This is a genomic window from Bifidobacterium bohemicum DSM 22767 (assembly GCF_000741525.1).
Classification (GTDB): domain Bacteria; phylum Actinomycetota; class Actinomycetes; order Actinomycetales; family Bifidobacteriaceae; genus Bifidobacterium; species Bifidobacterium bohemicum.
Genome location: NZ_JGYP01000001.1, coordinates 66,950 through 88,205, shown reverse-complemented (window position 1 = coordinate 88,205; position 21,256 = coordinate 66,950). Strand labels below are relative to the sequence as shown.

Sequence of the window (21,256 nt, the reverse complement as noted above, 5' to 3'; positions counted from 1 at the left end):
CGTTTCCGGTTTTTGCATTACCGAATACGCCGACCGACACAGCCCATCACGCGCATGACGCGTTTTCCGTGCGTCAGGTCGGTGTTGCCTTGACTGCAGGCAGCGAGTCCATGATGGCGTGACACCCACGGGCCCATACGACGCACAAACCTAGACGATACCATACCCTGAGTATAAACACTCCTCATTCGACCTACTGCGAAAAGGGCGTCACCCTACCCACAACCGCATCTTGGCATCAGGAAACACCTGAGGCGTTTACCGGTCCGGATCCTCGACTTTCAACATGGCATACTGCGACTCGTAGAGGCGATAGTACGCGCCCTTTTGCCTCAGCAATTTCTCATGCGACCCATGCTCCACAATCTGACCATGGTCGATGTAGAAGATTTCATCCGCGTTTTCGATTGTCGATAGCCGATGGGCAATGATGAACGAGGTCCTCCCCTTGAGCAGGTTATTCAGACCGGCCTGCAACGCCTCTTCGGTTCGTGTGTCAATATTGCTTGTGGCTTCATCGAGGATGAGGATCCGTGGATCGGCCAACAGCACGCGTGCGAAGGAAATCAACTGGCGTTGTCCTGCCGACATGGTTGATCCTCGCTCCTCGACGATCGTGTCATAGCCTTCCGGCATCTGTCGGATGAACTCGTCTGCATGCACCGCGCGAGCGGCGTTCTCAACCTCTTGGTCGGTGGCTTCGAGCCTGCCGTAACGGATGTTCTCACGAACATTGCCGGAGAAAACGAATGTGTCCTGCAGCATCACACCCATTTGGCGGCGCAACGACGCAAGCGTCACCTCACGCACATCATAGCCGTCCACGGTAACGGACCCTTCCGAAACGTCATAGAAGCGCGACAGCAGATTGATGATGGTGGTTTTGCCCGCTCCCGTGGGACCTACGAGCGCAATGGTCTTGCCCGGCTCAATGTGGAAGTCGACGAGGTTGAGGATGTTACGCCCTTCCGGTTCATATCGGAAAACGACATCATTGAAGTCAACTCTGCCTCGGATGGGCGGCAGCGGAGCGGCGTTGGGCCTGTCTGTAATCGACGGTTTGATGTCCATCGTCTCAAAGATGCGCTCAAGATAGGCCGAGCAGGTGATCAGCTGATTGTAGAAATTGCCGATATCGATGATTGGGTTCCAGAAGTTGTTCGCGTAGCCAAGAAAAGCGATCAATACGCCGGTGGTGACCTTCACCCCTCCGAACTGCATGATTCCGACGTAATAGATGAATGCGATGGTGATTGATGAAATGGTCTGCACGCCGGGCCACATCAGGCTCTGGATGTGCACCGCTTTCATCCACTGGGAACGCACAATGCCCTGTTGTTCCTGGAAAGTGTCGAACTGCTTCTTTTCGCGAGCAAAGGTCTGCGTGGTTTTGATCCCTGCGATGGATTCGTGGATATATGCGTTGAGATTGCTTTGCTTGTTCGACAAAACCTGGTAGGCACGACGCTGCCAAATTTGTAATATGCGCACCCAGACAACCAACAACGGGAAGAGGATCAGGCTCCATAAAGCCAATTGCCAATCGATGGCGAACATTACCACAAGCGTGACCACGAACGTGAAGATATCGGAGATGACATTGATCAGCCCGCTTGAAAGTGTGTCGGACAACGTGTTGACGTAATTGACTACACGCACCAGAATCTTGCCATGAGGACGGGAGTCAAAATAGCTGAACGGCAAGGTCTGGATGTGGGTGAACAGATCTCGACGCATGTCCTTGAGCATCGACTGTCCGACTCTGGTAATGGCCACGGTGCGGTAACGCACGCCTATTTCGTAAAGAACGATCAGTACCGCCAAGAGTCCGGACAGTTGAGCAAGAAGCGTGATGTCTTTCCGAGGAATGGCCGTGTCGATCATGATCTTGGTCAGGTAAGGGCCGGCAACGTTGATGCAGCTCATCATCACGACGACCGATACGATGCGTGCAACCTGCCCGGAATACGGTTTGAGGTACGCGGCGATGCGGATGATGTCGTGAAGGTTGATTTTTTCTTCGAGTTCCTCGTCCTCTTTATATGTATTACGCTGTGCCATTTCGCCCCCTACTTCTCGAATCCCTGCGACTTGCCGGCTTCAAGGCCAAGTTGCTTTCTATAGATTGACCAATAACGTCCATGAGCGGACACAAGGTCCTCATGGGTGCCGCGTTCCACGATACGCCCATGTTCCAGGACAAGAATCAGATTCGCATCCTTGATCGATGAGATGCGATGTGCGATGGTGACGATCGTTTTGGAGGCGTCAAGATTCGACAGTTGTTTCTGGATTCCGGCTTCCGTCTCCATATCGACGGCTGACGTCGTGTCATCCATGATGAGGATGGGCGGATCATCCGCCAATGCTCTGGCCAGGCTCAGCCGTTGCTTCTGTCCGCCGGACAGCCCCACGCCTCGTTCGCCTACCACGGTATCGTAGCCTTGCGGCATTGAACGGATGAATGCATCGGCGCCCGCCACCGACGACACTTTGCGGATATACTCCGGATCGTCACGTCTTGTGGCTCCAAAACTGATGTTGCCGCCAATGGTGTCAGAAAACAGGAAGGTATCCTGTGCAACGATGCTCACTTGGCTGCGTAGGGTCGCCAGCGGCCACTCACGCGCGTCTATGCCGTCAATGAACACATTACCCACCGTCGGGTCGTAGAAGCGGGCAATAAGGTTGACCAATGTAGACTTTCCGGAGCCCGTCTCCCCCAGGATCCCCAGTTTTGTGCCAGCCGGCACCAGGAAGTTGAGATCCTTGAGAATCGGCGTATGCGGATCGTCCGGGAAGGCAAAGCTGACATGATCGAAACGAATTTCACCACTGATACGCTCCGGAGTGGTGGACGGCTGAGCAATGCCGACACGTTTACGGATGTCCACAGCCTGAGCCACGGTCTGTTTCGCGTCCGGTTTCTCTTGGATGCGAGCTGTGGCCGTCAGCAAACGCCGGATCTTCACGCAACTTGCATCAAAACGCTGCCAGTCATTAATCAACCAGCCTGATTGGCGCACGGGGCCGTCGAGCATCCACAACATCGAATTGAAGCTCACTAACGCGCCCAATGTCATATTGCCCTTGATGACCAGCAGACCGCCAAAGCCCAAAGTAATCAGTTGAAGCGAAAAGCCCAGCCCATCCAGCCAAGGCATGAACCTGCGATTGTTGTAGGCCGCGTCCATGTTTCGTTGCATGTAATCGTCATTACGCTCGTCAAACTTCTGCGTTTCGTAGTCCTCACGCACAAACGCCTTGACGACCCTATTGCCTTCGATGTTTTCCTCGACCATGGAGTTCAGATCTGCCAGCGAGTTACGCACCGCATAGAACAGCGGTGCCGCGTGCGTGGACAGCTGACGCGTCAGGAAGAAAAGAATCGGAGTGACGCATGCCAAAGCCAATGCCAACGGCCAGCTGAGCACGAACATAGCCGCCAGTGCGGCCACGAACATCACGATACAGTCCGCCAGCTGGTAGCTCACCCAGCTGAGGAAATGACGGATTGCGTCGGTATCGGAAGTCATGCGGCTCATAATGTCGCCATTGCGTGTGTGATTGAAATAGGTGAAGTCGAGTTCGTGCAGTTTCTCATATTCGTCGCTTACGAGACGGAATATGGAATTCTGTCCGAAACGTTCCATCCACATCTGATAGCCGTATCGCGATCCGACCCGTACGAGAGTGAGCAACACCATGGCCACGCACAGCTTTGTGAGCAGTTCCAAGTGACGTTTGGTGATTACCTCATCAACGATAACGCCCCCAAGAATCGGCAAAGCGATGGCCATGGCATCATTGACGAACAACAAAATGACCGAGCCGATCACACGAGGTAGGTCGGGCTTGCAATAAGGCAGAATCCACCGGAGATTCCCGGCGTTTTGATTGCGCGTAGGATCGACGTACATGTGCGGAGGTTCCTTGCATCTTCTGGTATATCTGGTCTATTCTACGGCTTACGTTGCCGCAACGGTTCGCAGCGACGCAAGCCGACATACACCCTGATGACGCTTCCGACGTGTCCGGTGCCTTCATACTGCAAACAGGTACCAGTCTAGACATAACCCCGTCGTATCTGGGGCAGTGTTCGGCGTGTTGCAAGTTCGAATGTTCGAAATATCGGCATGCCACATACCATATCTCGCCGCATGCTCTTCCTTGACGAATACGGCGAGATGCCCCACGATTTAGCGTGCGCTCTGTTTACGCATGAACCGTAATGCCTCGCGCCGCTCATCCTTTTCCAAACGATCGATGTAGACATGCCCGTCAAGATGATCGGTTTCATGCTGCAACATTCGACCCATAAGACCGCGACCCTCAACGACGATGGTTTTGCCGTCAAGGTCGATGCCACGAACCCGCGCATAATCCGCTCGTCGAGTCTTGTACCACAGGTTCGGCAACGACAGGCACCCTTCGTCACCGTATTGCTCCCCACTGGTCTGCTCGATCACGGGGTTGATTACGTAGCCGAGCCTGCCGTCGATATTGTAGGAAAATGCACGCAGATTCACACCGATCTGATTGGCTGAAAGACCGGCTCGACCTGGATCGTCAACCGTATCCAACAGGTCTTGGATGAGACGGCGGACCGCCGACGTAATCGTCGTTATGGGTTCGCAAGGTGTGCGCAGTACCGGATCGGGCACTACCCGAATCGTTCGCAATGACACGATAAACTACTCCTCTTTGTCGCTCTGGTCTGGTGTCGAACCTAGTTTGGCACCCTCACCGGAAGTTACCACATCCGTGCCACCCGTGACTTGTGCGCCGGTATCTGACTCGACTGAACCGTCATCGGCTTTCATATGGCCATTGACGCTTTGCTTGGCCTGATCGAAGGCTTTGCGAACCTTAGGGCTCACCGCGTCGCTGGCCTGACGCACGGACACTGCGGCTCGGTCGATCAGTTCCACGGCCGCCGAGGGAGCCTGTCGTACGCCTGCCTTGGGAGCATAGATCTGGTTGTTGATGACATCCGCATACTTCTCAAGCACCTTGGGACGCACGACCTTCATGCTAGGGGTGAGAGTGCCGGCCTCCTGGGTGAACTCGTCTTCAAGAACAACGAATTTACGAACGGATTCCGCACGGGAAACAGTGCTGTTCGCCTGATCGACATACTGCTGGATATTGGCACGGACGGCGTCGTTCTGCGCGATTTGCGACATCGGCATGCTGCTGTCCATGCCACTGGCCTTCAGCCACGAACGAACCATGTCTGGCTCAAGCTCAATAAGTGCTGAAATGAAAGGCTTGCCGTCACCAATCACCACGGCATGGGAAACCAGCGGACATGTGCCGATAACGTCTTCCAAAGGCGCGGGGCTGATGTTCTTGCCACCGGCGGTGATGATGATGTCCTTTTTGCGGCCAGTGATGTAGACGAAGCCATCGTCGTCGATCTGCGCGATATCGCCTGAATGGACCCAACCACCAGGCTCGGTGGCCTCCGCCGTCAACTCCGGTTGCTTGTAGTATCCAAGGAACACGTCCTCGCCGTTAATGAGCAATTCGTCGTCATCGGCCAACTTGACGGCGATACCCGAGCCGGGACGGCCGACGGCACCGACCTTGTTGAAATCCTGGAAAGCGACAATGCAGGGTGCAGCGGTTTCGGTCATGCCGTATCCTTGAATGAACGTAATGCCATCCATGCCGTTGAAGAAATGCGCCAGGTCTGCATTCATGGGAGCTCCGCCACAGGCGAGATATTTAAGGTTCGGCCCCAGGGCGCTGCGCACGGAAGCTCCGACCGTCTTCATGTAGAAGGAGTGCTTCGCCTTTTCGAGCAGCGTGTGGCCATTCCCGTCCTGCTCATCCTTCGACCACTTGACGAAGTGGGTGAAGGAGTTGTTGAACACCCGACCCTGCAGACCCGCTCCGGCCTTTTGGGATGCGGCATTGTAGACCTTTTCGAACACACGAGGAACACCGAGCAGATACGTAGGTTTGAAGGTTCGAAGATCGGACAACAGACGTTTCGTGTTGGACGTATAGCCGACCACGCCCTGTGAGCCGATGGCCACATATTGGATGTACCTGGCAAAGCAATGGGCCAGGGGCAGGAAGAGCAACAGGCGGCTGGGCTGATAGAGCATGTCGTCGAGCACCGCCCAGCCGATGAATACGGTCGAAACGAAATTTCGATGCGAAAGCATCACGCCTTTAGGGGCTCCTGTGGAACCGGACGTATAGACGATGGTGAGCATGTCGTCGGCCTTGACCCGGCTGATTGCCCTGTCGAGATCAGCATCGTCGATGGAACGGCCGAAATCAGCCACCGCATTCAGACCGTCCTGAGTGAAGGAGAAAACGTATTTGAGTTCATTGTGCTCATGACGCAGTTCCTCTAAGGTTTGAGCATGTTGTGAATCATCGGCGAATGCGACAATCGGGTTCACCTCTTTGACGATATGCGACGCTTGTTTGGGCGAGTCGGTCTCATAAATCGGCACGCTCACGGCACCGATCGCCGCACAAGCGAAGTCCACGATTCCCCATTGATAGCACGTGGCAGCATAGATGACGACCATACTGCCCGCCCTGACGCCCAAGCCCATCAGCCCCTTGGCGACCTGTCGAACGGTGTCCAGCATCTGACCGGCATTGACGCCGACCCACTGGTGGGTGTCATCATCCTGCCATTGCGCAATCATGCCTTCTGGATCTCTGGCGGCACGCTTTGCGATCAGGGAGTAAATAGTGTCCTCATCGGTAGTTTTGGTAATGGGATCAAGCTGAAATTCTCGCAACATACTTTGATTATAACCAATAGCAACCCCAAGCCTACGGTTCCGTAACTTTCAGGGTGTCGTCAGCCTGCGAACTACCCCAGATCCGCAGTCGTGCACACCCATCGGTTTGATTCACACCTGAACACCAGCGAAACCCAATACTGCACCTGACCGATGGTCGCCCCCACCACGAACTCGGTGGTTTCCGGGCTCACCAGCACACCATTGATCAGGGTGGGCATGACCGCGGAAGATAACAGAGCTGCTCCTTCAACTCACGATGCGTGCGCATATGGTTTTTCAACAGGTACGCCATCGTTTCCAACCGCTTCATGCAAGAGGGCGAGACTGCTCGTTGCAGATTCTGCGGCGGCATACGTCCTCTGACCACATCGACGCACATGTACGCTACCCTGCAGGCCGACATAACCAGTTCCTGACATTGACTCGACTCGAGCGTGCCGGGAAAACATCGTGATATGTGGTACGGCACCGGTCTATTAGCCAATTCCATGCCGATGGTCCCGCTATAACTCATCACAGACGAATACTGCCCGGTTTCCAGCTCATCGCTCAGACTTGCTGTTGTTCCCATGCTCACCTCCACGTTATGGTCCGGTCGCCCAACGAGCGTTGAACTGCTTCTTAGAGTCAACGTTTCCTTGAGATTCCTCTGAAGATACGCATGCCAACCATTGAAGTCAAACGCAACAGAGCCTTTAGAATGTAATTCAAGAAAGAATGGACGTTCTCAGGATTCCGGACATGGTCTTGCCCTTATGCTCCGACCGACTCGCCGGTTCAAGGTGACGGCCACGGAACCGTTCGAAAGCCCATTTAATGGACATTTCGACGTTGCAAATGGAGTCCTTGAGCGACAACCGTGTCAAGACGTCGATCGGCGCGGTGCCGGCCACGGACCAACCGGAAGACTTGACATCCAGAGCACTAAAGGGGCAGCATGGGAAAAATCAAAACTGAAGGCCTTGTGGCCGAGCCTAACGGCGATGAAATGACACGCGTGATTTGGAAGGAAATCCGCGAACGTCCTATTCTCCCCTACCTCGACATCAATCTGGACTATTGCGACCTGGGCATACAAAACCGCGACGCCACCGACTTCATCAAGCTCCACCACGTCGGGGTCAAATGCGCGACTGTAATCCCAGATGAAGCACGGGTCAAGGAGTTTGGCCTCAGGAAAAGTGCGGAAGTCCCCCGACGGCACCACTCGCAATATTCTAGGCGACACGATTTTCCGTGAATCAATCATGATCTCCAACATTCCGCGTCTGGTTCCGGGATGGACCAAACCCATCGTCGTCGCACGTCATGCATTGGGTGACCAATGCGAGGCCACGGATCTCGTCGTCGATTCACCGGGACGTCTGACGGTGACTTTCACGCCTGCAAATGGCGGTGAGCCGATTGAACACGTAGTATACGACATCCTGGCAAGGGGGTGGCTCAGGTTCAGTACAATGTGGACGCATCGATTCAGGGGTTCGCCCGCGCGTGCTTCAACTACGGACCGATGCGCCACTAACCCCATGTACCTTTCAAGCAAAAACACCATTCTGAAAGCTTATGATTGGCGTTTCAAAGGCATCTTCGCTCAGATTCACGAAACGGAATACCGTGCGGGATTCGAGGCCGGAGGTCTGACATATGAGCACCGCCTCGTTGACGACATGATGGCGAACACCATGAAATGCATGGCGACTACGTGTGGGCTTGTAAAAACTACGACAGAGACGTGCAGTCCGATTCCATTGCCTAGGGTTTCGGCTCGCCGGGGCTGATGACTTGCGTGCTGATGACCCCGGACGGACGAACGGTGGAAGCTGAGGCGGCGCACGGCACGGTGCCCGTCATTATCGACGTTGGCAAGAAGGCGAAACAACCTCGACCAATCCGATAGCTTCGATATACGCATGGATCGGAGGTATTAAGCAGCGCGCCAAACCCGACGGCACACCTCAACTCGCCCACTTCGCCGAAACGGTGAAGCACGTCATCATCGAGATGGTCGAAAGTGGGCGAACGACCAAGGATCTGGCCATGTTGGTTGAACCTGAAACCCCTTGGCTCGACACTGTCGGTTTCATGATACATTGGCCGGCGAACTCAGTCGCGCCATGTCCACCGAGTGATGGAAACAAACGCGCATCATATTCGATTAATGCAATCGGATTGCGTTTCAATCCGATTGCATTAATCGTATCCTCGGTCTGCCTTCAGCCCGAAGCCGCGCGACCGGTTTCCCCAGTGAGTCGAGTTGAACGTTCTTAGACTCCATGCGTTATCATCGGAAGCTGTAGACATCTCAAAGATATGAAGGGTTGCCATGAGTTCGTGCATCGCGCGTTACCTGACCAGACTGCTTGCCACTGTGGTCACGGTAGGTCTTTTGTTCGGTTTGGGCGGTTGTTTTGGTCAGTCACGACAACCCGATGCAGGCAGTGTCAAGACCGCGACACAGCAGATTCCAGCTGATTCCAGTGTTGCCGTGTTCACCCCTTCGGACGGCATTTCAATCTCACAGCACACCCCATTGAACAAGTGGACAAAGCTCGTGCCGCGTTTGACTAAGGCAATGGTCGCCGAAGGATTCCGACCCAAAAACATATCGCATCGCAGCGATGGGGATTTGAAAAGTCAAAGCAACGCCATTCAGGACTTCGTCGTCAGCAAATTGTCATCAGCCACGGCAACACAGGCCAGACGAACCACCCTTATCGTGGCGCCGATCATTGAAACCGATGCGGCTTGCAGGCAATATGGCGACTATTTCACCGCTCCTTCGCAGGACACCAAGGCAAAGGACGGAGGCACTGATGCAACCACTTCGAGCGAGTTTAGTCAGTCGGATCCGGCGAACGATGGGAAAGCCGGCGACAATCCTCATGACACGAGTCCTAAATCAGGCAGTGACAGACCTTCCGACACATCGGACGACATGTCAAAAGGTGGTGCCTCCAAGGACACGGATCAGCAATCCACCAGAAGACTGGCAAAAAGTTTGCGTCTGGCGCAGCGAGCAGGTGCGCATGTAGTGGTGCTCTCCAACCCCATCGACGGTGTCAAACCGGATGCCTTCGTCGACTTGTCCGACGCGAAGACGATTGGCCGCATGCAGGCCATGCAATTGACGACCAAACTGGCGTTGGACAAGGCGACCTCCAACCATCCCAAAGCCATCGAAATACTGCTGCCCGCCGAGTCTGACGACACGGGCGTTTTATCCAACAAACAGGACGACAGCCCCTCTGAATCAGATATTTCTCACCGGTTTAGTCAAGAGGCGTTCTCGGCGATATGGGAAGTCCTCGGCCCATACTTCAAAGACGGCCGCGCCATAAGCCCATCAGGATTGCTCACCGGTTCAAGCACCAAAGACGATTGGAAGCATCTCGTTGTTGACGCTTCCAAAACATCGCAGATCCGAAGCGCTCTTGATGGCCGTCTGACTGATTCCAAGGAGGAGGCCAAGCATGTGGATGGAATCATAGCCATGAACGATTTCGTCAGCTCCGCTGTCGTCGATGAGCTCTCCTCTCTCAAGTACACAGGGTCTTCGGCCGACATCAATCCGGATATCACCGTGTCCGGCATCGTCGGCTCAATCACCGGGCGTCGAGAAGTCAATCGGCAGGCGGTACCGGCTCCCAAAGGTAGCGGGGCGGATTCAAACGGCTCCAAGGATGCGGGCGAGAAAGCCGGTAAAGACAGTGAAAAAAACGCGGTTGATCTTTCCTGGCCGATCGTGACAGGTTACGGCGGATATATGGATATGTTGCCCCATATCGTGGATGGTGCCCAATGGATGACAGGCTTGGAAAACATCGACAAAATCGGACAGGATATCGCGCAGGTGGTCGTCAATCTCACCGTCGGCGAGCCGATTGATTCATTCCCCTTCATAAGTACGACCACAACAGCAGCAGGCAAGGTTCTGACCATTCGCGAAGAGCTGATCGCAATCAGTGCAAGCAATCTCAAAAGCACTCTGATCGATCCCGGATATATCTCCTTGGCGGACGCTGGCCTATAGCTTCAGACAGCTGTGAAACGCTAATCAACAGGTTTGAGCACGATTTTGCGCTTTTCGGTACGTTTGACGGGGTCGACATAGCGCTTCTGGATTTTTCGTACTCCCCAATGAACGCATGCTCCGGTGCAGTGATCGGACAAACCGGCGACAACGGCGAATGGCATTCCCCTGACGACCGGCGTTCCTATGGGGAGTTCAGTCTGAGCAGGTTCGAACGTCAGGGTCAAAGCGCGGTATCGTATGCTCACTACGGATTTTTCGGCCACAAGACCCGCGAAACTGATTACACCGTTTGCAGGAGCGAACAAGGGTGTGCCTTCCACGGCTACCAGATCGGCTCCACGGTGCCCCGAACCCCATGCATGTCGAGGAGCGTCGAATTTTCGTAGCACCACTTGCGGAATGACTGGTGAACCTAACTCAGCACGGCACTGCCCCACACCCTCTGTCTGCGGTGGCGTGGGAATTCCTCCGAGACCCGATGCCGCAGATTCGACGTCAATCGTCCGCGTCATGGAAAAGTCATCACCTGTCGCATCGTCAACCAACGTTTGATTTGATAAGTAATCCATGTCATCGGAGTCACATACGGATGAATTAAACGACGGTACACTGGTCCGGCTCAGCGCCGGCACTAGAGCCGAAACGACCACAACCGACAAGAGCATGCATGACGTTTGCATAATCGCCACGCGCGCACGCTTGCGATCACGCAATAGCTGCCGCCGAGCAAGCTGCCTTACCTGTTGAGCATGCCGGTTCTGTCCTATGTCAATCATGCCGTCCACCTTTCGTTTATCCCATACAAGCCTCATTCCGGTGGACTCACTTTGCGTCTTGTCTGGCTCCATAACCACCTGGGACTGGGCATGTGACCCAAACCGAAGGGTTATGCACATAGTTCGGGCGTGTCGCCCAATTCATCCACAGTCCGATTCCAATTGCCAACTCAAGCAGAATCGGCGACAGATGCCAAAGGGGCGATGCGCCAAGGAATTGGCGGATCTTCGACAAATTCAGGAAACGGAATAGGCGAATGAAAGCAGACATGGCCAGTTGGTCAGCACCAAGGCCTTATTGCCCGCACAGGGCTCTACGAATCATCATGGCATATGCTGCGCGTCCTCCACCCTCACCTGGGGTCAGGTGCGTGCCATCGGCATAAAAATACTCAGGATGCCCTTCGCTGACTCTATACCAATCGAGCAGACCGACATTGGAATGCTTGGCGGCTATCTTGCGCAGGATATCGTTGTTCGCGTCCTGCCAGTCGACGGGGGCGCGCACGGTCGTGAAGTACAATGGCTGGCCGTTGGCCGCATTAATGATTTGCTCAACCTGATCTTCATCGGCAATCGGCCCGTTGGTTCCAAGGGCAATGATGGCGACACGTCGGCCATGTCCCTGCGCCTGATATTGGCGATAAAGGCCGAGTCCTGCACTGAACGGCCTACCAACCAGGTTATCCTGAACAGCATGTGGAAATGTCTGTTGCACCTCAGCCTGCGCCCCCATTTCAACCGAATCACTGATGATCAGAGGGTCGGCGTTGCTCACGTCGCCATACACATCGTACGTCCACCCGGTGGTGTCAAGATTCTTGGGAACCTTCGCGGCTTTCGGGGAAAGCCGGGGCGGCAAATCCAGCGTCGGCTTAGGAACACGCTTGCGGCGGACCGTAGTCGCCGTCAGGTCATCATGCATTGCACCCGGCCTATCAACAATACGTTCCACAGCCAAATAGTCGTGACGGACCGCATCAAATCTGCTTTGTGCCAGCGCATTCCAGTCAACAGGTAGGAAAGTCACGATCATCGTCGCCATAAGGCCCAGAACAGCCAGCACCTTGCTGCAAATACGTATGCGGCCGAGTATCCCCGGCTTGGCGCAATCGACGCTACGTACCGCTTCAGCCAACTGGTAGAACAGCTCAGCAACAATCCACAGCGCCAGGACTTGGACAATCCACTCCCAAGGGCGCAACGGGGTGGTGCGTATCGCCGGGTTCATGATCTGCAACAGCGGATAATGCACCAGATACAGGGAGAAGGAACGTGAACCCAGATAGCGCAAGGGCTTTGAACCAAGCAGCAGCGCACATGGTTCTTTCTGATCGATCGTCAGCACGACAAGCGACGCGGTGATAACGGCCATGAGCTGGTAGCCTCCCACATACAGCAGCCTGTCAGAGCCGTTGGCCAGCGCGAATGAAATCAAAAGTGCGCCAAGCAGGATAAAGGGGCCTATCGAGCGCACCACAATGTGGCCACCAGTCTCGTTCAAGCGAGCGATATTGCGGGAAACCGGCACTTCATGGATATTCGGTAGCTCAAATCGTCGGCCCCTTGATTGCCCGGCGATTCGTCGATCCTTGTCATCACTGCGGCTCTCAACATAAAACGCCGCCAAAGCCCCGATCATCAATTCGGCCGCACGAGTGTCCAATCCGTAGTATGCCCGAGTGACGTCGGTTCCGAATCGGGACAGCAGCATCATGAGGAAGGTGGAGCCTACTGCGATCGTCAACGTCATGGCAACCTTCGTGTTCAATCTCAGTCGACAGCGATGCATAAGCCACAACAGCAACGGCCATATCACGTAAAACTGCATGATGACGGCCAGAAACCAAAGATGCGTCAAAGGAGACGGCAAACCCGCGGTCTGAAAATAGGGCAGATGTCGGAAGATATACACCCAATTAATCGCAAACAACGAGGCGGGAAGGCAATCCAGGTGTAGCTTCGGCAATGAACTCGGAGCAAACGCCCACAAAGCCGGCAGCAAAAGCGCTTCAAGGGCCAACAAAGGCACCGCCAGTCGTATAAGTTTACTCGCCAGATATGAGATGTAGCGGAAGCCGACCGGCCCGGACAAACGACGTTCAACACTTGCGGTGACAAGAAAGCCTGAAATGACGAAAAACAGGGTTACGCCGATGAATCCGCCTTTGATCAGCCCCGGACGCATATGGTAGCCGACCACGCCGATGATCGCCAACGCACGCAGTCCGTCGATTGCCGCGACATGGTGCCGCAGCGGCAAGTCACGACCATCTGCATGGTCGTTTTTCGTTGTGCCTGCAAGGCTCTCAACTGGAATTGCGGCACTGTATGAATGACCTTCATCGCATTCGATATCACGCTGAAAACGTCGCAATTCCAAGAGTTTTGTACCTTTCAAATTCCGCGCCTAAGATCAAGGCTCGGGTCGAGGCCAAGATTAGCAATAGGGATAGATGGCACCGTATATGAGCGTGGCGCTACCGGAACCGGATAAAAAAATTCCGGAACCTTACGATTCCGGAATCCAATCGAGCTCCCGCAGCTGGGCTTGAACCAGCGACATTTCGATTAACAGTCGAACGCTCTGCCAACTGAGCTATGCGGGAATGTCCCGTACGTTGCATCAGCACCGCACAAGACCTATACTTTACACTATTATTTTCTAGAGGCAAATCCAGCGTGTCGCCCACAAAAACAACACTGATTGGTAATGGTCATACACTTATGACGTCCATCGGCATCGCAGAATCAATCGCAAAGTCCAAGGAAGACGGCCGCACGCCAGCTTCCACCAGATTGACACCGAGCATGGCCACCATCGCCCCGTTATCAGTGCATAACCGAAGTTCTGGAATGCGCACTTCGACGTCATGACGTCGGCCGGACATGATCAATTCCGAGCGCAACTGCGAGTTGGCAGTGAAACCCCCACCTACGATCAGGGTTTTGGAACCGTATTGTTCGCACGCGTGCATCGCCTTATCCGCCAGCACACCGGCCACGGACGAAGCCAGCGAAGCGCACACGTCATCTACCGGAACGGGCCGACCAGCGGCACGTTCGGCCTCCACCCAGCGCGCGACAGCCGTTTTCACGCCCGAAAAACTGAAATCGTAGGGATGTTCCTTACCGGATTTGCCCTTCGTCAACCCTTGAGGGACATTGATTGCATCAGGATTACCCAGCCGCGCATGTCGGTCGATATGAGGCCCACCCGGATATGGGAACCCCAGAAGCCGCGCGACCTTGTCGAAGCACTCCCCTGCCGCGTCATCCAGCGTCGTGCCCACCACGTCCACATGACGGGCGACATCAGCGACATGCAACAAGGAAGTGTGGCCACCGGAAACGATAAGCGCCAATGTATCCTTCGGAAATGGACCGAACTGCAACTGAGTGACGGCAATATGACCGATTACATGGTTTATGCCGTAAATTGGCTTTCCACTGGCCCAAGCCAGGGCCTTCGCGCCGGAAACCCCCACCGCCAGGCATCCGGCGAGCCCGGGGCCAGCGGAAACGGCGATGGCGTCGACATCGTCGAGTTCCATGTTGGCATCGGATAAGGCCTTGGACACCACCGGCACGAAGGCTTCGGCATGAGCGCGCGAGGCGATTTCAGGAATGACGCCCCCATACCGAGCGTGTTCATCCATTGACGAAGCCACGACATTGGACAACAGGGTGCGCCCCCTTACCACGGCCGCCGCCGTCTCATCGCAGGTCGATTCAATACCCAGCACCACTGGTTCACTCATGTTTGGTCCCCTCTCGTCTATGGTCGTTGTCGCCGAGAACGCCTACGAAACCTACCGTCCTCGGTTCCAAATCAAGCGCCATCTCATCGGCGTCAACCCCTTGTCCGTAATAATTTTTAAGCCTCGTCGTATGCCTGAATCCGAATCCGTCGTACAGGGCTTTGGCCGGGATGTTGTCCGGGCGAACCTCCAGCGTAAGGCGTTGAATGTGATGCCTTTTCGCGTCCTCGATGATCCATTTGACCAGTCCGGCGCCCACGCCGACACGGCGATGGCGAGGATCGACATTCACGCTGGTCATCTCGCCGGACAAACCATCGTGCCAGTAACCCGCATAGCCGCGCATGACGGCAGTTGGCCTCTCGCTGGTCCACCCGTTCGCTAACCACGTTTTGGTATCGTCATCTGCCGCGAAATGACCCGTTCCTTGGAATTCAGCCTGCGATCCAATGTCCGAGCCATCTGAGCTATTCCTGATGTCGGCTATATAAGTGCGATCGGGAGCAGTCAGTTCCCGCTGCACTTGGGTTTTGGTCCATCCGGTTCGATCGTCGAGTCTTGATTCGAGAACACTGACCTGTTCGATGGCCCAACCCTCGTCTAATTGACACATGGCCACTATCATGTCACTGGTTCCCATCGTCGAGGGACGGCACACCCGCATACGAGCCCTTCGAGGTTGTGTGGTTGTCTCTAAGCACATGTTTCAGCGGGTTTGGGGTGGAAACATCAGGACGACGAAGATACAGCGGCTCGACGGGTTTATCCGCACTTGACCCCAAAGGAGCGCATTGGGCGAACAGCTCGATACCCTTGGCTTTGAAGTCCAGAATCGAATGGTCGACCAATAGGCCCATGCCATCGCCGAACGCTTCCCATGAGTCCGCGTATTTGCCGGCTCCGTGACCCATTACATCGATGACCACTCCGGTGCAATCCTTGCCAAAACGTCGCTCAGTCGCTTCGAGCACCCGCTTCGCGATATGGTCGGGGTAGTCAATATCCATATCGATAAGCGGCTTCGACCGATCTTCACCGTCGAAAAGCTCAAAATACAATTGCTTACGACGTGCATCATTGACGGCGAGGCTGACATGGCGAGTCTGATCCTCACTGACGTTTCGTTCATTCGTCGTATCCGTCTTCAAACGGCTACCTGCATTTCGAGCATCATGGCCATCCACCGACACCTCGTTTCCATGACGACTGAGCCTGAGCGCGTACGCCTGAGGGGCAAGTACATCCTGACCGATCAGTTGGGCTCCGGTTGCGAATGCCATCGCCTTTGCAGTCACAATGCCGACCCGGAGACCGGTGAATGGGGCTGGCCCCACGCCCACGACAATACGGTCGAGGTCGCTTGGAATCAATCGCGCCTGGCGGCAAGCCCGTTCGATATTGACTTGCAAGCGTTCGACATGCGTTCGTGAATCCGGCTCATAAACGGGCTCGTGACCCACGATACCCACTGTCGAGCCATACGAGGTATCTATCACCAACGTATTTGTCATTGCTACTTGTTCCTACCTCTCATGCTTGTTGGCCTGTCCCGGTGCCATCCATACCCGCATCCGTCCGCGACGGCCTCCTACAGCGAACCAATCCATTCTAAAATCTTGAAATGGATTGGCGACATTTACAAAAACGCGTTCAGTGAGCAGAACCACTCTCGCGCATCGTCTGCTCAAGCGCCCGAGGAACGTCGCGCCATCGATTGCCCACTGCAACGACGCTGACCGAACGCGGACCCTCTGCGCTCAACTGTTCGTTGGCTGAGCAGACATCGTCCGACATCGGACGGGCGATGTGAATCTCCAACCGTTCCGGAGCCAGGGCCGAAACCATCTGCTCTCCCCATTCCATCAGGATCACTGTCTGTTCGCCGGGATCCTCCAGTTCCTCATCCAAACCCATAGCCTCGAGTTCATCAAGCAAACGATCGGTACGATCCTGGCCCGGCGCATAGCCTTCGCCTCCAAGACGATAGGCATCGACATGAACGAGGTGAGCCGGGGTCCGGTCGGCAAAATGACCGTCAAGCTCTCGAGCAAGCGTGAACGTGGGTGAGACTATCGGATCCTGAATGCCCAAGCCTGCGCCGAATCCTTGCGCAAATGTTGTTTTACCGGCTCCCAGCGGGCCCGATAGCAATACCACGTCACCGCCGTGCACAACACCGGAAACCACTGCTCCGAAATTCCGCATCCGTTCGCCGGTCGAGATGATCAATGAATAACTCGACGTTCCCCGACCATCCTGAACCTCCCTATCGTCGACATCCATTTTCATGTCCTTACCGTAATCGATGGCTTCCGTCATATTTCACGCCGACCTTTCGTGCCAATCAGCGCAATCGCTTCTTCAAGGGCATAGACGGGATCCCCGCCATTCGATTTATTTTGTTCATCGACCCAAGCCAATTTTTGAATGCATCGAGACAGTCCGGCGGATGTCCAGCCGGACAGTTGCCTCATCGAATTCTTCAGCACCCACGGGTTGACCTTCGCCTCGGCCTGTGAGATCACTCCGGAACGAACCGCTGATGCCTTGGCCAAAGTTCGCAACTTCATCGCGAGCGCCCCGACCAACGCAATTGGCTCGGTTCCCTGTGCCACAGCCGAACGCATAGCCGTCAAAGCACCGGCGACATTGCCCGCGAGCGCCGTGTCCGCGACGGTGAAACCGGTAACGGTCGGATTGGATGAGAGGTATTGGTTGACCTGATCGAGGGTTATTGTCTGAGTTTTGAAGTCAGAGCACAGTTGGGCGCACATCGCCGCCAGCTCGCCTGTTTTTTCGCCCAATACCGCTACCAGTTGTTGGGCCGCGGACGGCTCGATGCCACGTTTCTCACGCTTGAATCTTTGTAAGACGAAGTTGAGCTTGGCGTCGGCCTTTTTAAGGTCGGGCACTTCCTCTTTCCGTGCCCCGGATTTTGTGAGCGTATTGAGCACGCCACGACCTTTGGGTCCGCCTGCATGCTGCACAATCACGGTGCTGGCAGGACCATCATTATTGGCTTGTTTGCAGTAGGTCGCCATCGCATCGACAAGACCCTCGTCGGCGGTTTCGGAATGACGAATCGTGACCACGGCTGTGGAACTGAACAGCGAGGGCCCCGTGGCTTCGTCAAAATCGTAACGGTCGGCCGTTTCTGCGTCCAACTCGATTAATTCGGCCTCAGCATCTTTGCGCACGGCCTGATCGACCAGTTGCCGAACTCGTTGATCGTTGAGAAAAGGGTCACCGCCTACCACCAAGGTCATAGGCGACCGCTCACTCTTGTTTGTTGCAGTCATGCCCCTCCCCGCTTGTACCTAAACTTCTTGCCTCGCTCTGCCGCGATGCCCGCGGCAGATGCTGGGCGTGATTCCTTTCCATATCGTAGCATCCCCTATCTGCTTTCGAACATTTGTTCGGTTTCATGAATCCATGTTGCCATGCGCTGCGGCCACGTGGACACGAACCGTTCACCTTCGAACTCCGGTTCATCGGTGGTTCGTCGTCGAATCCATGAGCTCGACTCCCGAGCTAGTGTGATCGCCAGAATTTCGCAGACAAGAACGAGTAAGGCCCCTGATGGTCCACCTACACAAGGCAAGGTGGAGACCGACAGGGTTCCGAACATGTCCGCGCACCAGCGCATGATTTCGGTGCCCAGGCTTGATAGCCAGGCCAGCGAATAAGCCGGCCACATGCCCAAAGGTGACAGCAACAGCGCCAAGAGTCCGGTGACGGTGGACCAGTTCACGAAAGGGGCAACAATAAGATTCGCAGGCAAGGCCAGCAGAGGCAGTTGAGGGGTCATCAACACTTGTACGGGCAAGGTAAAGGCCTGAGCGGCAAGGGTGACGGAAGTCGCTTGCGCCAGTCTCAACGGCAATATGGCGTTGAGCCATTCGGTCAAGGGCTCAGTACACAGCACAATGCCGAGCACAGCGGCACAGGAGAGCGCAAAACCAAAACTACGCGCCATGCTCGGGTCGAATAGCAGAACGGCGATCACCGTCCATGACAGTGAGCTTAGTGGCTGTGCCCGGCGTCCCAAAGTCATGGATAGCGCAGCAAGCGTGCCCATCGCCAATGCCCGCAGCACTGAATCCGACGGAAACATCAGACCTGCCAGACCGAAATAGGCCATCAAACTCAGCAAGGCCACTGCCTGTCTGGGCATACGCACAAGCGCGCAGCAACGTTTGACGAATTCACCGACAAGGGCGAAATGACCTCCCGAAACCGCCATCAAATGGATGATGCCGGAATTCCTGAAGTGCATTTCAAGAAGTTTGGCGAAAGTGGCATTGACCGGCTCTGTCCCATCAGCCCTGTCACCGACGAAGTCCTGCCCCAGCAGTCCGATGGTCAATCCGGGCACCAATACGCGCCCCTGGTCCGGAAGACGCTCCGTAACGGAGAAGAACGATCGCCGCATCGACGCGGCAATTCTCATGGGCAGTGAAGCCGGTGTAACCAACGTCACTTTGCTTCCCGCTGTTACGGTAAGCCAGACGGGGCGACTGCCATAGCGGGCTGATTGAATCTTGCCGTGCACGCGTATCGTCTGCCCGTCGTCGATCGAGCCACAGGTCGAGCCGCTGGCGAACAGCTGCACCCGAGAATGGCTGTTCGTCACGATATTTCCATGCTCGAATGATTCAATGACGGCGTTTGCCTGACAATCTGCCTGCCACGTACTTGCGGCAGTGACAGGTGACGTCAAACGCATCACTGCGACAACGAACGAATCACCTTGACGTGTTGCCACTATGGCCGGATCACGCATCTGCGTGTATTCAACGGCCATCGAGGCCTCTGTCGCTATCATGGCCGCACATATCACCATCACCGTCCATGGCCACCGGACGAGCATGCAGGCGATTTTTATCAATCGGCCGGCCTGACTTCGAACGCTCATTGCCACAACCAGAAGCACCACGGCAAGCAGCACGACCATGAGAGACGACGATACTTCAAGGTTTGCGGATCTGTCAGAACGACGAAGCGAAGCTGGTGCCGGGAAAGGCGGACGACTTGGGCCTTTGCCGCATCGCTCAAACCAAGCATGCACGCCAAGCATCGTTGCCCACATCGCCAGCGCGACAGGAAGCATACGCCAGTCCCGATCTCCGTCTTCGAGCAATGAACCCGCCCAATCGGACGCCATTCGGTTTATTTTCGTCATGTCTTCACCTGACTTCGCATTTTTCCGAGCGTCTTCTGACCGATGCCCTTGACGTTCAACAGATCATCGACACTGGTAAAACGGCCTACAGACGTCCGATACTCGATGATTCGTTTGGCCGTAACGGGCCCGACACCTTTGATGCGTTGCAGATCCTGGGCGTCAGCGGTGTTCAGATCAATAAGATTGTCATCACCGTTTGTCTGTGGCCCAGATGCGCTTCGGGAAGATTCCGCCGCATGTTCCTTGTCGGATCGAGACGTGTTCTGCGTGGTCGTTTGACCAGGGTCGTCATGGGATTTTGGTCGATTTCCCGGAGGATTTGTCCTGGCATTGGAAGTCGCCGGATGTGCCGCCCGCAGAACCGCTTGTTGGCTTGAAAAGTTGATCGACTGCTGAACCAGCAGCGTCAGGCTCGCACACAGCGCCGCAACCAGAACCAGGATGACAATGACGGCATGCAGGGGTTTGATGCTCAATCTCGGTGATCGTTGCACACGATTGAAGGCAGCCATTTCACCGTTAGACGGCGCGTCGACCCCCGATGATCGAACCGGCCTCTGAAACGTTGCTGGTTGCGGCATTGCAAAGACTTCTGTGGCTGATCGACAGGCAAACGAAGGTAGCGGAACCGGCTCGTAGTCATCGGACGCTCCACCCGAATCCTGCAAATCAAAGGTGGATGCGTCCGGAGATTGTGCTCCGAGAGCAGACGAATGCATGCGACG

17 protein-coding genes, 1 tRNA gene and 1 pseudogene are annotated in these 21,256 nt (G+C 55.3%); 3 read left to right on the top strand and 16 right to left on the bottom strand.

Going from position 1 to position 21,256, the window contains the following annotated elements; all coding sequences use genetic code 11:
* Positions 1 to 258 precede the first annotated feature (258 nt).
* The 5 genes from BBOH_RS00370 to BBOH_RS09335 form a co-directional block, all read right to left on the bottom strand.
* A complete protein-coding gene (locus BBOH_RS00370; protein ID WP_033520164.1) occupies positions 259 to 2,061 on the bottom strand; it encodes an ABC transporter ATP-binding protein in 1,803 nt (600 codons plus the stop codon).
* A gap of 8 nt (positions 2,062 to 2,069) precedes the next feature.
* The gene (locus BBOH_RS00365; RefSeq protein WP_033520163.1) at positions 2,070 to 3,920 is read right to left on the bottom strand and encodes an ABC transporter ATP-binding protein; all 1,851 of its coding nucleotides are present in this window, start codon (positions 3,918 to 3,920) and stop codon (positions 2,070 to 2,072) included.
* A 279-nt stretch (positions 3,921 to 4,199) separates the two neighbouring features.
* Positions 4,200 to 4,688, bottom strand: a complete 489-nt coding sequence (def, locus tag BBOH_RS00360) for a peptide deformylase (protein ID WP_033520162.1) — start codon at positions 4,686 to 4,688, stop codon at positions 4,200 to 4,202.
* A 6-nt stretch (positions 4,689 to 4,694) separates the two neighbouring features.
* On the bottom strand, positions 4,695 to 6,773 hold the full coding sequence (locus tag BBOH_RS00355; RefSeq protein ID WP_033520161.1) for an AMP-dependent synthetase/ligase: 2,079 nt from the start codon (positions 6,771 to 6,773) through the stop codon (positions 4,695 to 4,697).
* Between the two features lie 71 nt (positions 6,774 to 6,844).
* The gene (locus BBOH_RS09335; RefSeq protein WP_272945323.1) at positions 6,845 to 6,967 is read right to left on the bottom strand and encodes a hypothetical protein; all 123 of its coding nucleotides are present in this window, start codon (positions 6,965 to 6,967) and stop codon (positions 6,845 to 6,847) included.
* A gap of 746 nt (positions 6,968 to 7,713) precedes the next feature.
* Here BBOH_RS09335 and BBOH_RS09480 point away from each other — a divergent pair.
* From BBOH_RS09480 to BBOH_RS00335, 3 genes are all read left to right on the top strand, one after another.
* Positions 7,714 to 8,016: an isocitrate/isopropylmalate dehydrogenase family protein gene (locus BBOH_RS09480; protein ID WP_161786378.1), complete on the top strand. Its 303-nt coding sequence runs from the start codon at positions 7,714 to 7,716 to the stop codon at positions 8,014 to 8,016.
* Positions 7,922 to 8,554, top strand: a complete 633-nt coding sequence (locus BBOH_RS09475; protein WP_081930234.1) for an isocitrate/isopropylmalate family dehydrogenase — start codon at positions 7,922 to 7,924, stop codon at positions 8,552 to 8,554. Before BBOH_RS09480 ends, BBOH_RS09475 begins: the two co-directional genes overlap by 95 nt.
* 545 nt (positions 8,555 to 9,099) lie before the next feature.
* Complete coding sequence (locus BBOH_RS00335) at positions 9,100 to 10,806, top strand: substrate-binding domain-containing protein (RefSeq protein ID WP_033520159.1); 1,707 nt, start codon at positions 9,100 to 9,102, stop codon at positions 10,804 to 10,806.
* 20 nt (positions 10,807 to 10,826) lie between these two features.
* On the opposite strand, the gene BBOH_RS09115 is transcribed toward BBOH_RS00335, so the two are convergent.
* The 11 genes and pseudogenes from BBOH_RS09115 to BBOH_RS00285 form a co-directional block, all read right to left on the bottom strand.
* Positions 10,827 to 11,585, bottom strand: coding sequence for a M23 family metallopeptidase (locus BBOH_RS09115; RefSeq protein ID WP_237743090.1), 759 nt, complete (start codon positions 11,583 to 11,585; stop codon positions 10,827 to 10,829).
* A 295-nt stretch (positions 11,586 to 11,880) separates the two neighbouring features.
* Positions 11,881 to 13,848, bottom strand: coding sequence for an acyltransferase family protein (locus BBOH_RS00325; protein ID WP_033520580.1), 1,968 nt, complete (start codon positions 13,846 to 13,848; stop codon positions 11,881 to 11,883).
* 273 nt (positions 13,849 to 14,121) lie between these two features.
* A tRNA-Asn gene (locus BBOH_RS00320) sits at positions 14,122 to 14,194 on the bottom strand.
* Between the two features lie 108 nt (positions 14,195 to 14,302).
* Positions 14,303 to 15,346, bottom strand: a complete 1,044-nt coding sequence (tsaD, locus tag BBOH_RS00315) for a tRNA (adenosine(37)-N6)-threonylcarbamoyltransferase complex transferase subunit TsaD (RefSeq protein ID WP_033520158.1) — start codon at positions 15,344 to 15,346, stop codon at positions 14,303 to 14,305.
* Complete coding sequence (locus BBOH_RS08130; protein ID WP_161786376.1) at positions 15,339 to 15,959, bottom strand: GNAT family N-acetyltransferase; 621 nt, start codon at positions 15,957 to 15,959, stop codon at positions 15,339 to 15,341. The genes tsaD and BBOH_RS08130 overlap by 8 nt, the downstream gene beginning before the upstream one ends.
* Before the next feature lie 13 nt (positions 15,960 to 15,972).
* Positions 15,973 to 16,857, bottom strand: a complete 885-nt coding sequence (gene tsaB, locus BBOH_RS00305; protein ID WP_044097992.1) for a tRNA (adenosine(37)-N6)-threonylcarbamoyltransferase complex dimerization subunit type 1 TsaB — start codon at positions 16,855 to 16,857, stop codon at positions 15,973 to 15,975.
* A gap of 2 nt (positions 16,858 to 16,859) precedes the next feature.
* Positions 16,860 to 16,931, bottom strand: a pseudogene (locus BBOH_RS09470) (GCG_CRPN prefix-to-repeats domain-containing protein); the annotation flags it as partial.
* A 65-nt stretch (positions 16,932 to 16,996) separates the two neighbouring features.
* Entirely contained in the window at positions 16,997 to 17,551 is a 555-nt protein-coding gene (gene tsaE / locus BBOH_RS00300; protein WP_237743106.1) for a tRNA (adenosine(37)-N6)-threonylcarbamoyltransferase complex ATPase subunit type 1 TsaE, read from the bottom strand.
* Positions 17,552 to 17,661: 110 nt separating this feature from the next.
* A complete protein-coding gene (gene holA / locus BBOH_RS00295) occupies positions 17,662 to 18,645 on the bottom strand; it encodes a DNA polymerase III subunit delta (RefSeq protein WP_044097991.1) in 984 nt (327 codons plus the stop codon).
* 95 nt (positions 18,646 to 18,740) lie between these two features.
* Positions 18,741 to 20,528, bottom strand: coding sequence for a ComEC/Rec2 family competence protein (locus BBOH_RS00290; RefSeq protein WP_081930231.1), 1,788 nt, complete (start codon positions 20,526 to 20,528; stop codon positions 18,741 to 18,743).
* Complete coding sequence (locus BBOH_RS00285) at positions 20,525 to 21,043, bottom strand: ComEA family DNA-binding protein (protein ID WP_044097989.1); 519 nt, start codon at positions 21,041 to 21,043, stop codon at positions 20,525 to 20,527. The genes BBOH_RS00290 and BBOH_RS00285 overlap by 4 nt, the downstream gene beginning before the upstream one ends.
* Positions 21,044 to 21,256: the final 213 nt, after the last annotated feature.

Bases quoted from the DNA above. Each gene is read 5' to 3' on its own strand.
- tsaB (WP_044097992.1), bottom strand. From the start codon at position 16,857: ATGACAAATACGTTGGTGATAGATACCTCGTATGGCTCGACAGTGGGT.
- BBOH_RS00290 (WP_081930231.1), bottom strand. From the start codon at position 20,528: ATGACGAAAATAAACCGAATGGCGTCCGATTGGGCGGGTTCATTGCTC.
- BBOH_RS00335 (WP_033520159.1), top strand. From the start codon at position 9,100: ATGAGTTCGTGCATCGCGCGTTACCTGACCAGACTGCTTGCCACTGTG.
- BBOH_RS00285 (WP_044097989.1), bottom strand. From the start codon at position 21,043: ATGGCTGCCTTCAATCGTGTGCAACGATCACCGAGATTGAGCATCAAA.
- BBOH_RS00365 (WP_033520163.1), bottom strand. From the start codon at position 3,920: ATGTACGTCGATCCTACGCGCAATCAAAACGCCGGGAATCTCCGGTGG.
- BBOH_RS09475 (WP_081930234.1), top strand. From the start codon at position 7,922: ATGAAGCACGGGTCAAGGAGTTTGGCCTCAGGAAAAGTGCGGAAGTCC.
- BBOH_RS00370 (WP_033520164.1), bottom strand. From the start codon at position 2,061: ATGGCACAGCGTAATACATATAAAGAGGACGAGGAACTCGAAGAAAAA.
- BBOH_RS09480 (WP_161786378.1), top strand. From the start codon at position 7,714: ATGGGAAAAATCAAAACTGAAGGCCTTGTGGCCGAGCCTAACGGCGAT.
- BBOH_RS00355 (WP_033520161.1), bottom strand. From the start codon at position 6,773: ATGTTGCGAGAATTTCAGCTTGATCCCATTACCAAAACTACCGATGAG.
- holA (WP_044097991.1), bottom strand. From the start codon at position 18,645: ATGACTGCAACAAACAAGAGTGAGCGGTCGCCTATGACCTTGGTGGTA.
- tsaE (WP_237743106.1), bottom strand. From the start codon at position 17,551: ATGCGGAATTTCGGAGCAGTGGTTTCCGGTGTTGTGCACGGCGGTGAC.
- BBOH_RS08130 (WP_161786376.1), bottom strand. From the start codon at position 15,959: ATGTGTCAATTAGACGAGGGTTGGGCCATCGAACAGGTCAGTGTTCTC.
- BBOH_RS09115 (WP_237743090.1), bottom strand. From the start codon at position 11,585: ATGATTGACATAGGACAGAACCGGCATGCTCAACAGGTAAGGCAGCTT.
- tsaD (WP_033520158.1), bottom strand. From the start codon at position 15,346: ATGAGTGAACCAGTGGTGCTGGGTATTGAATCGACCTGCGATGAGACG.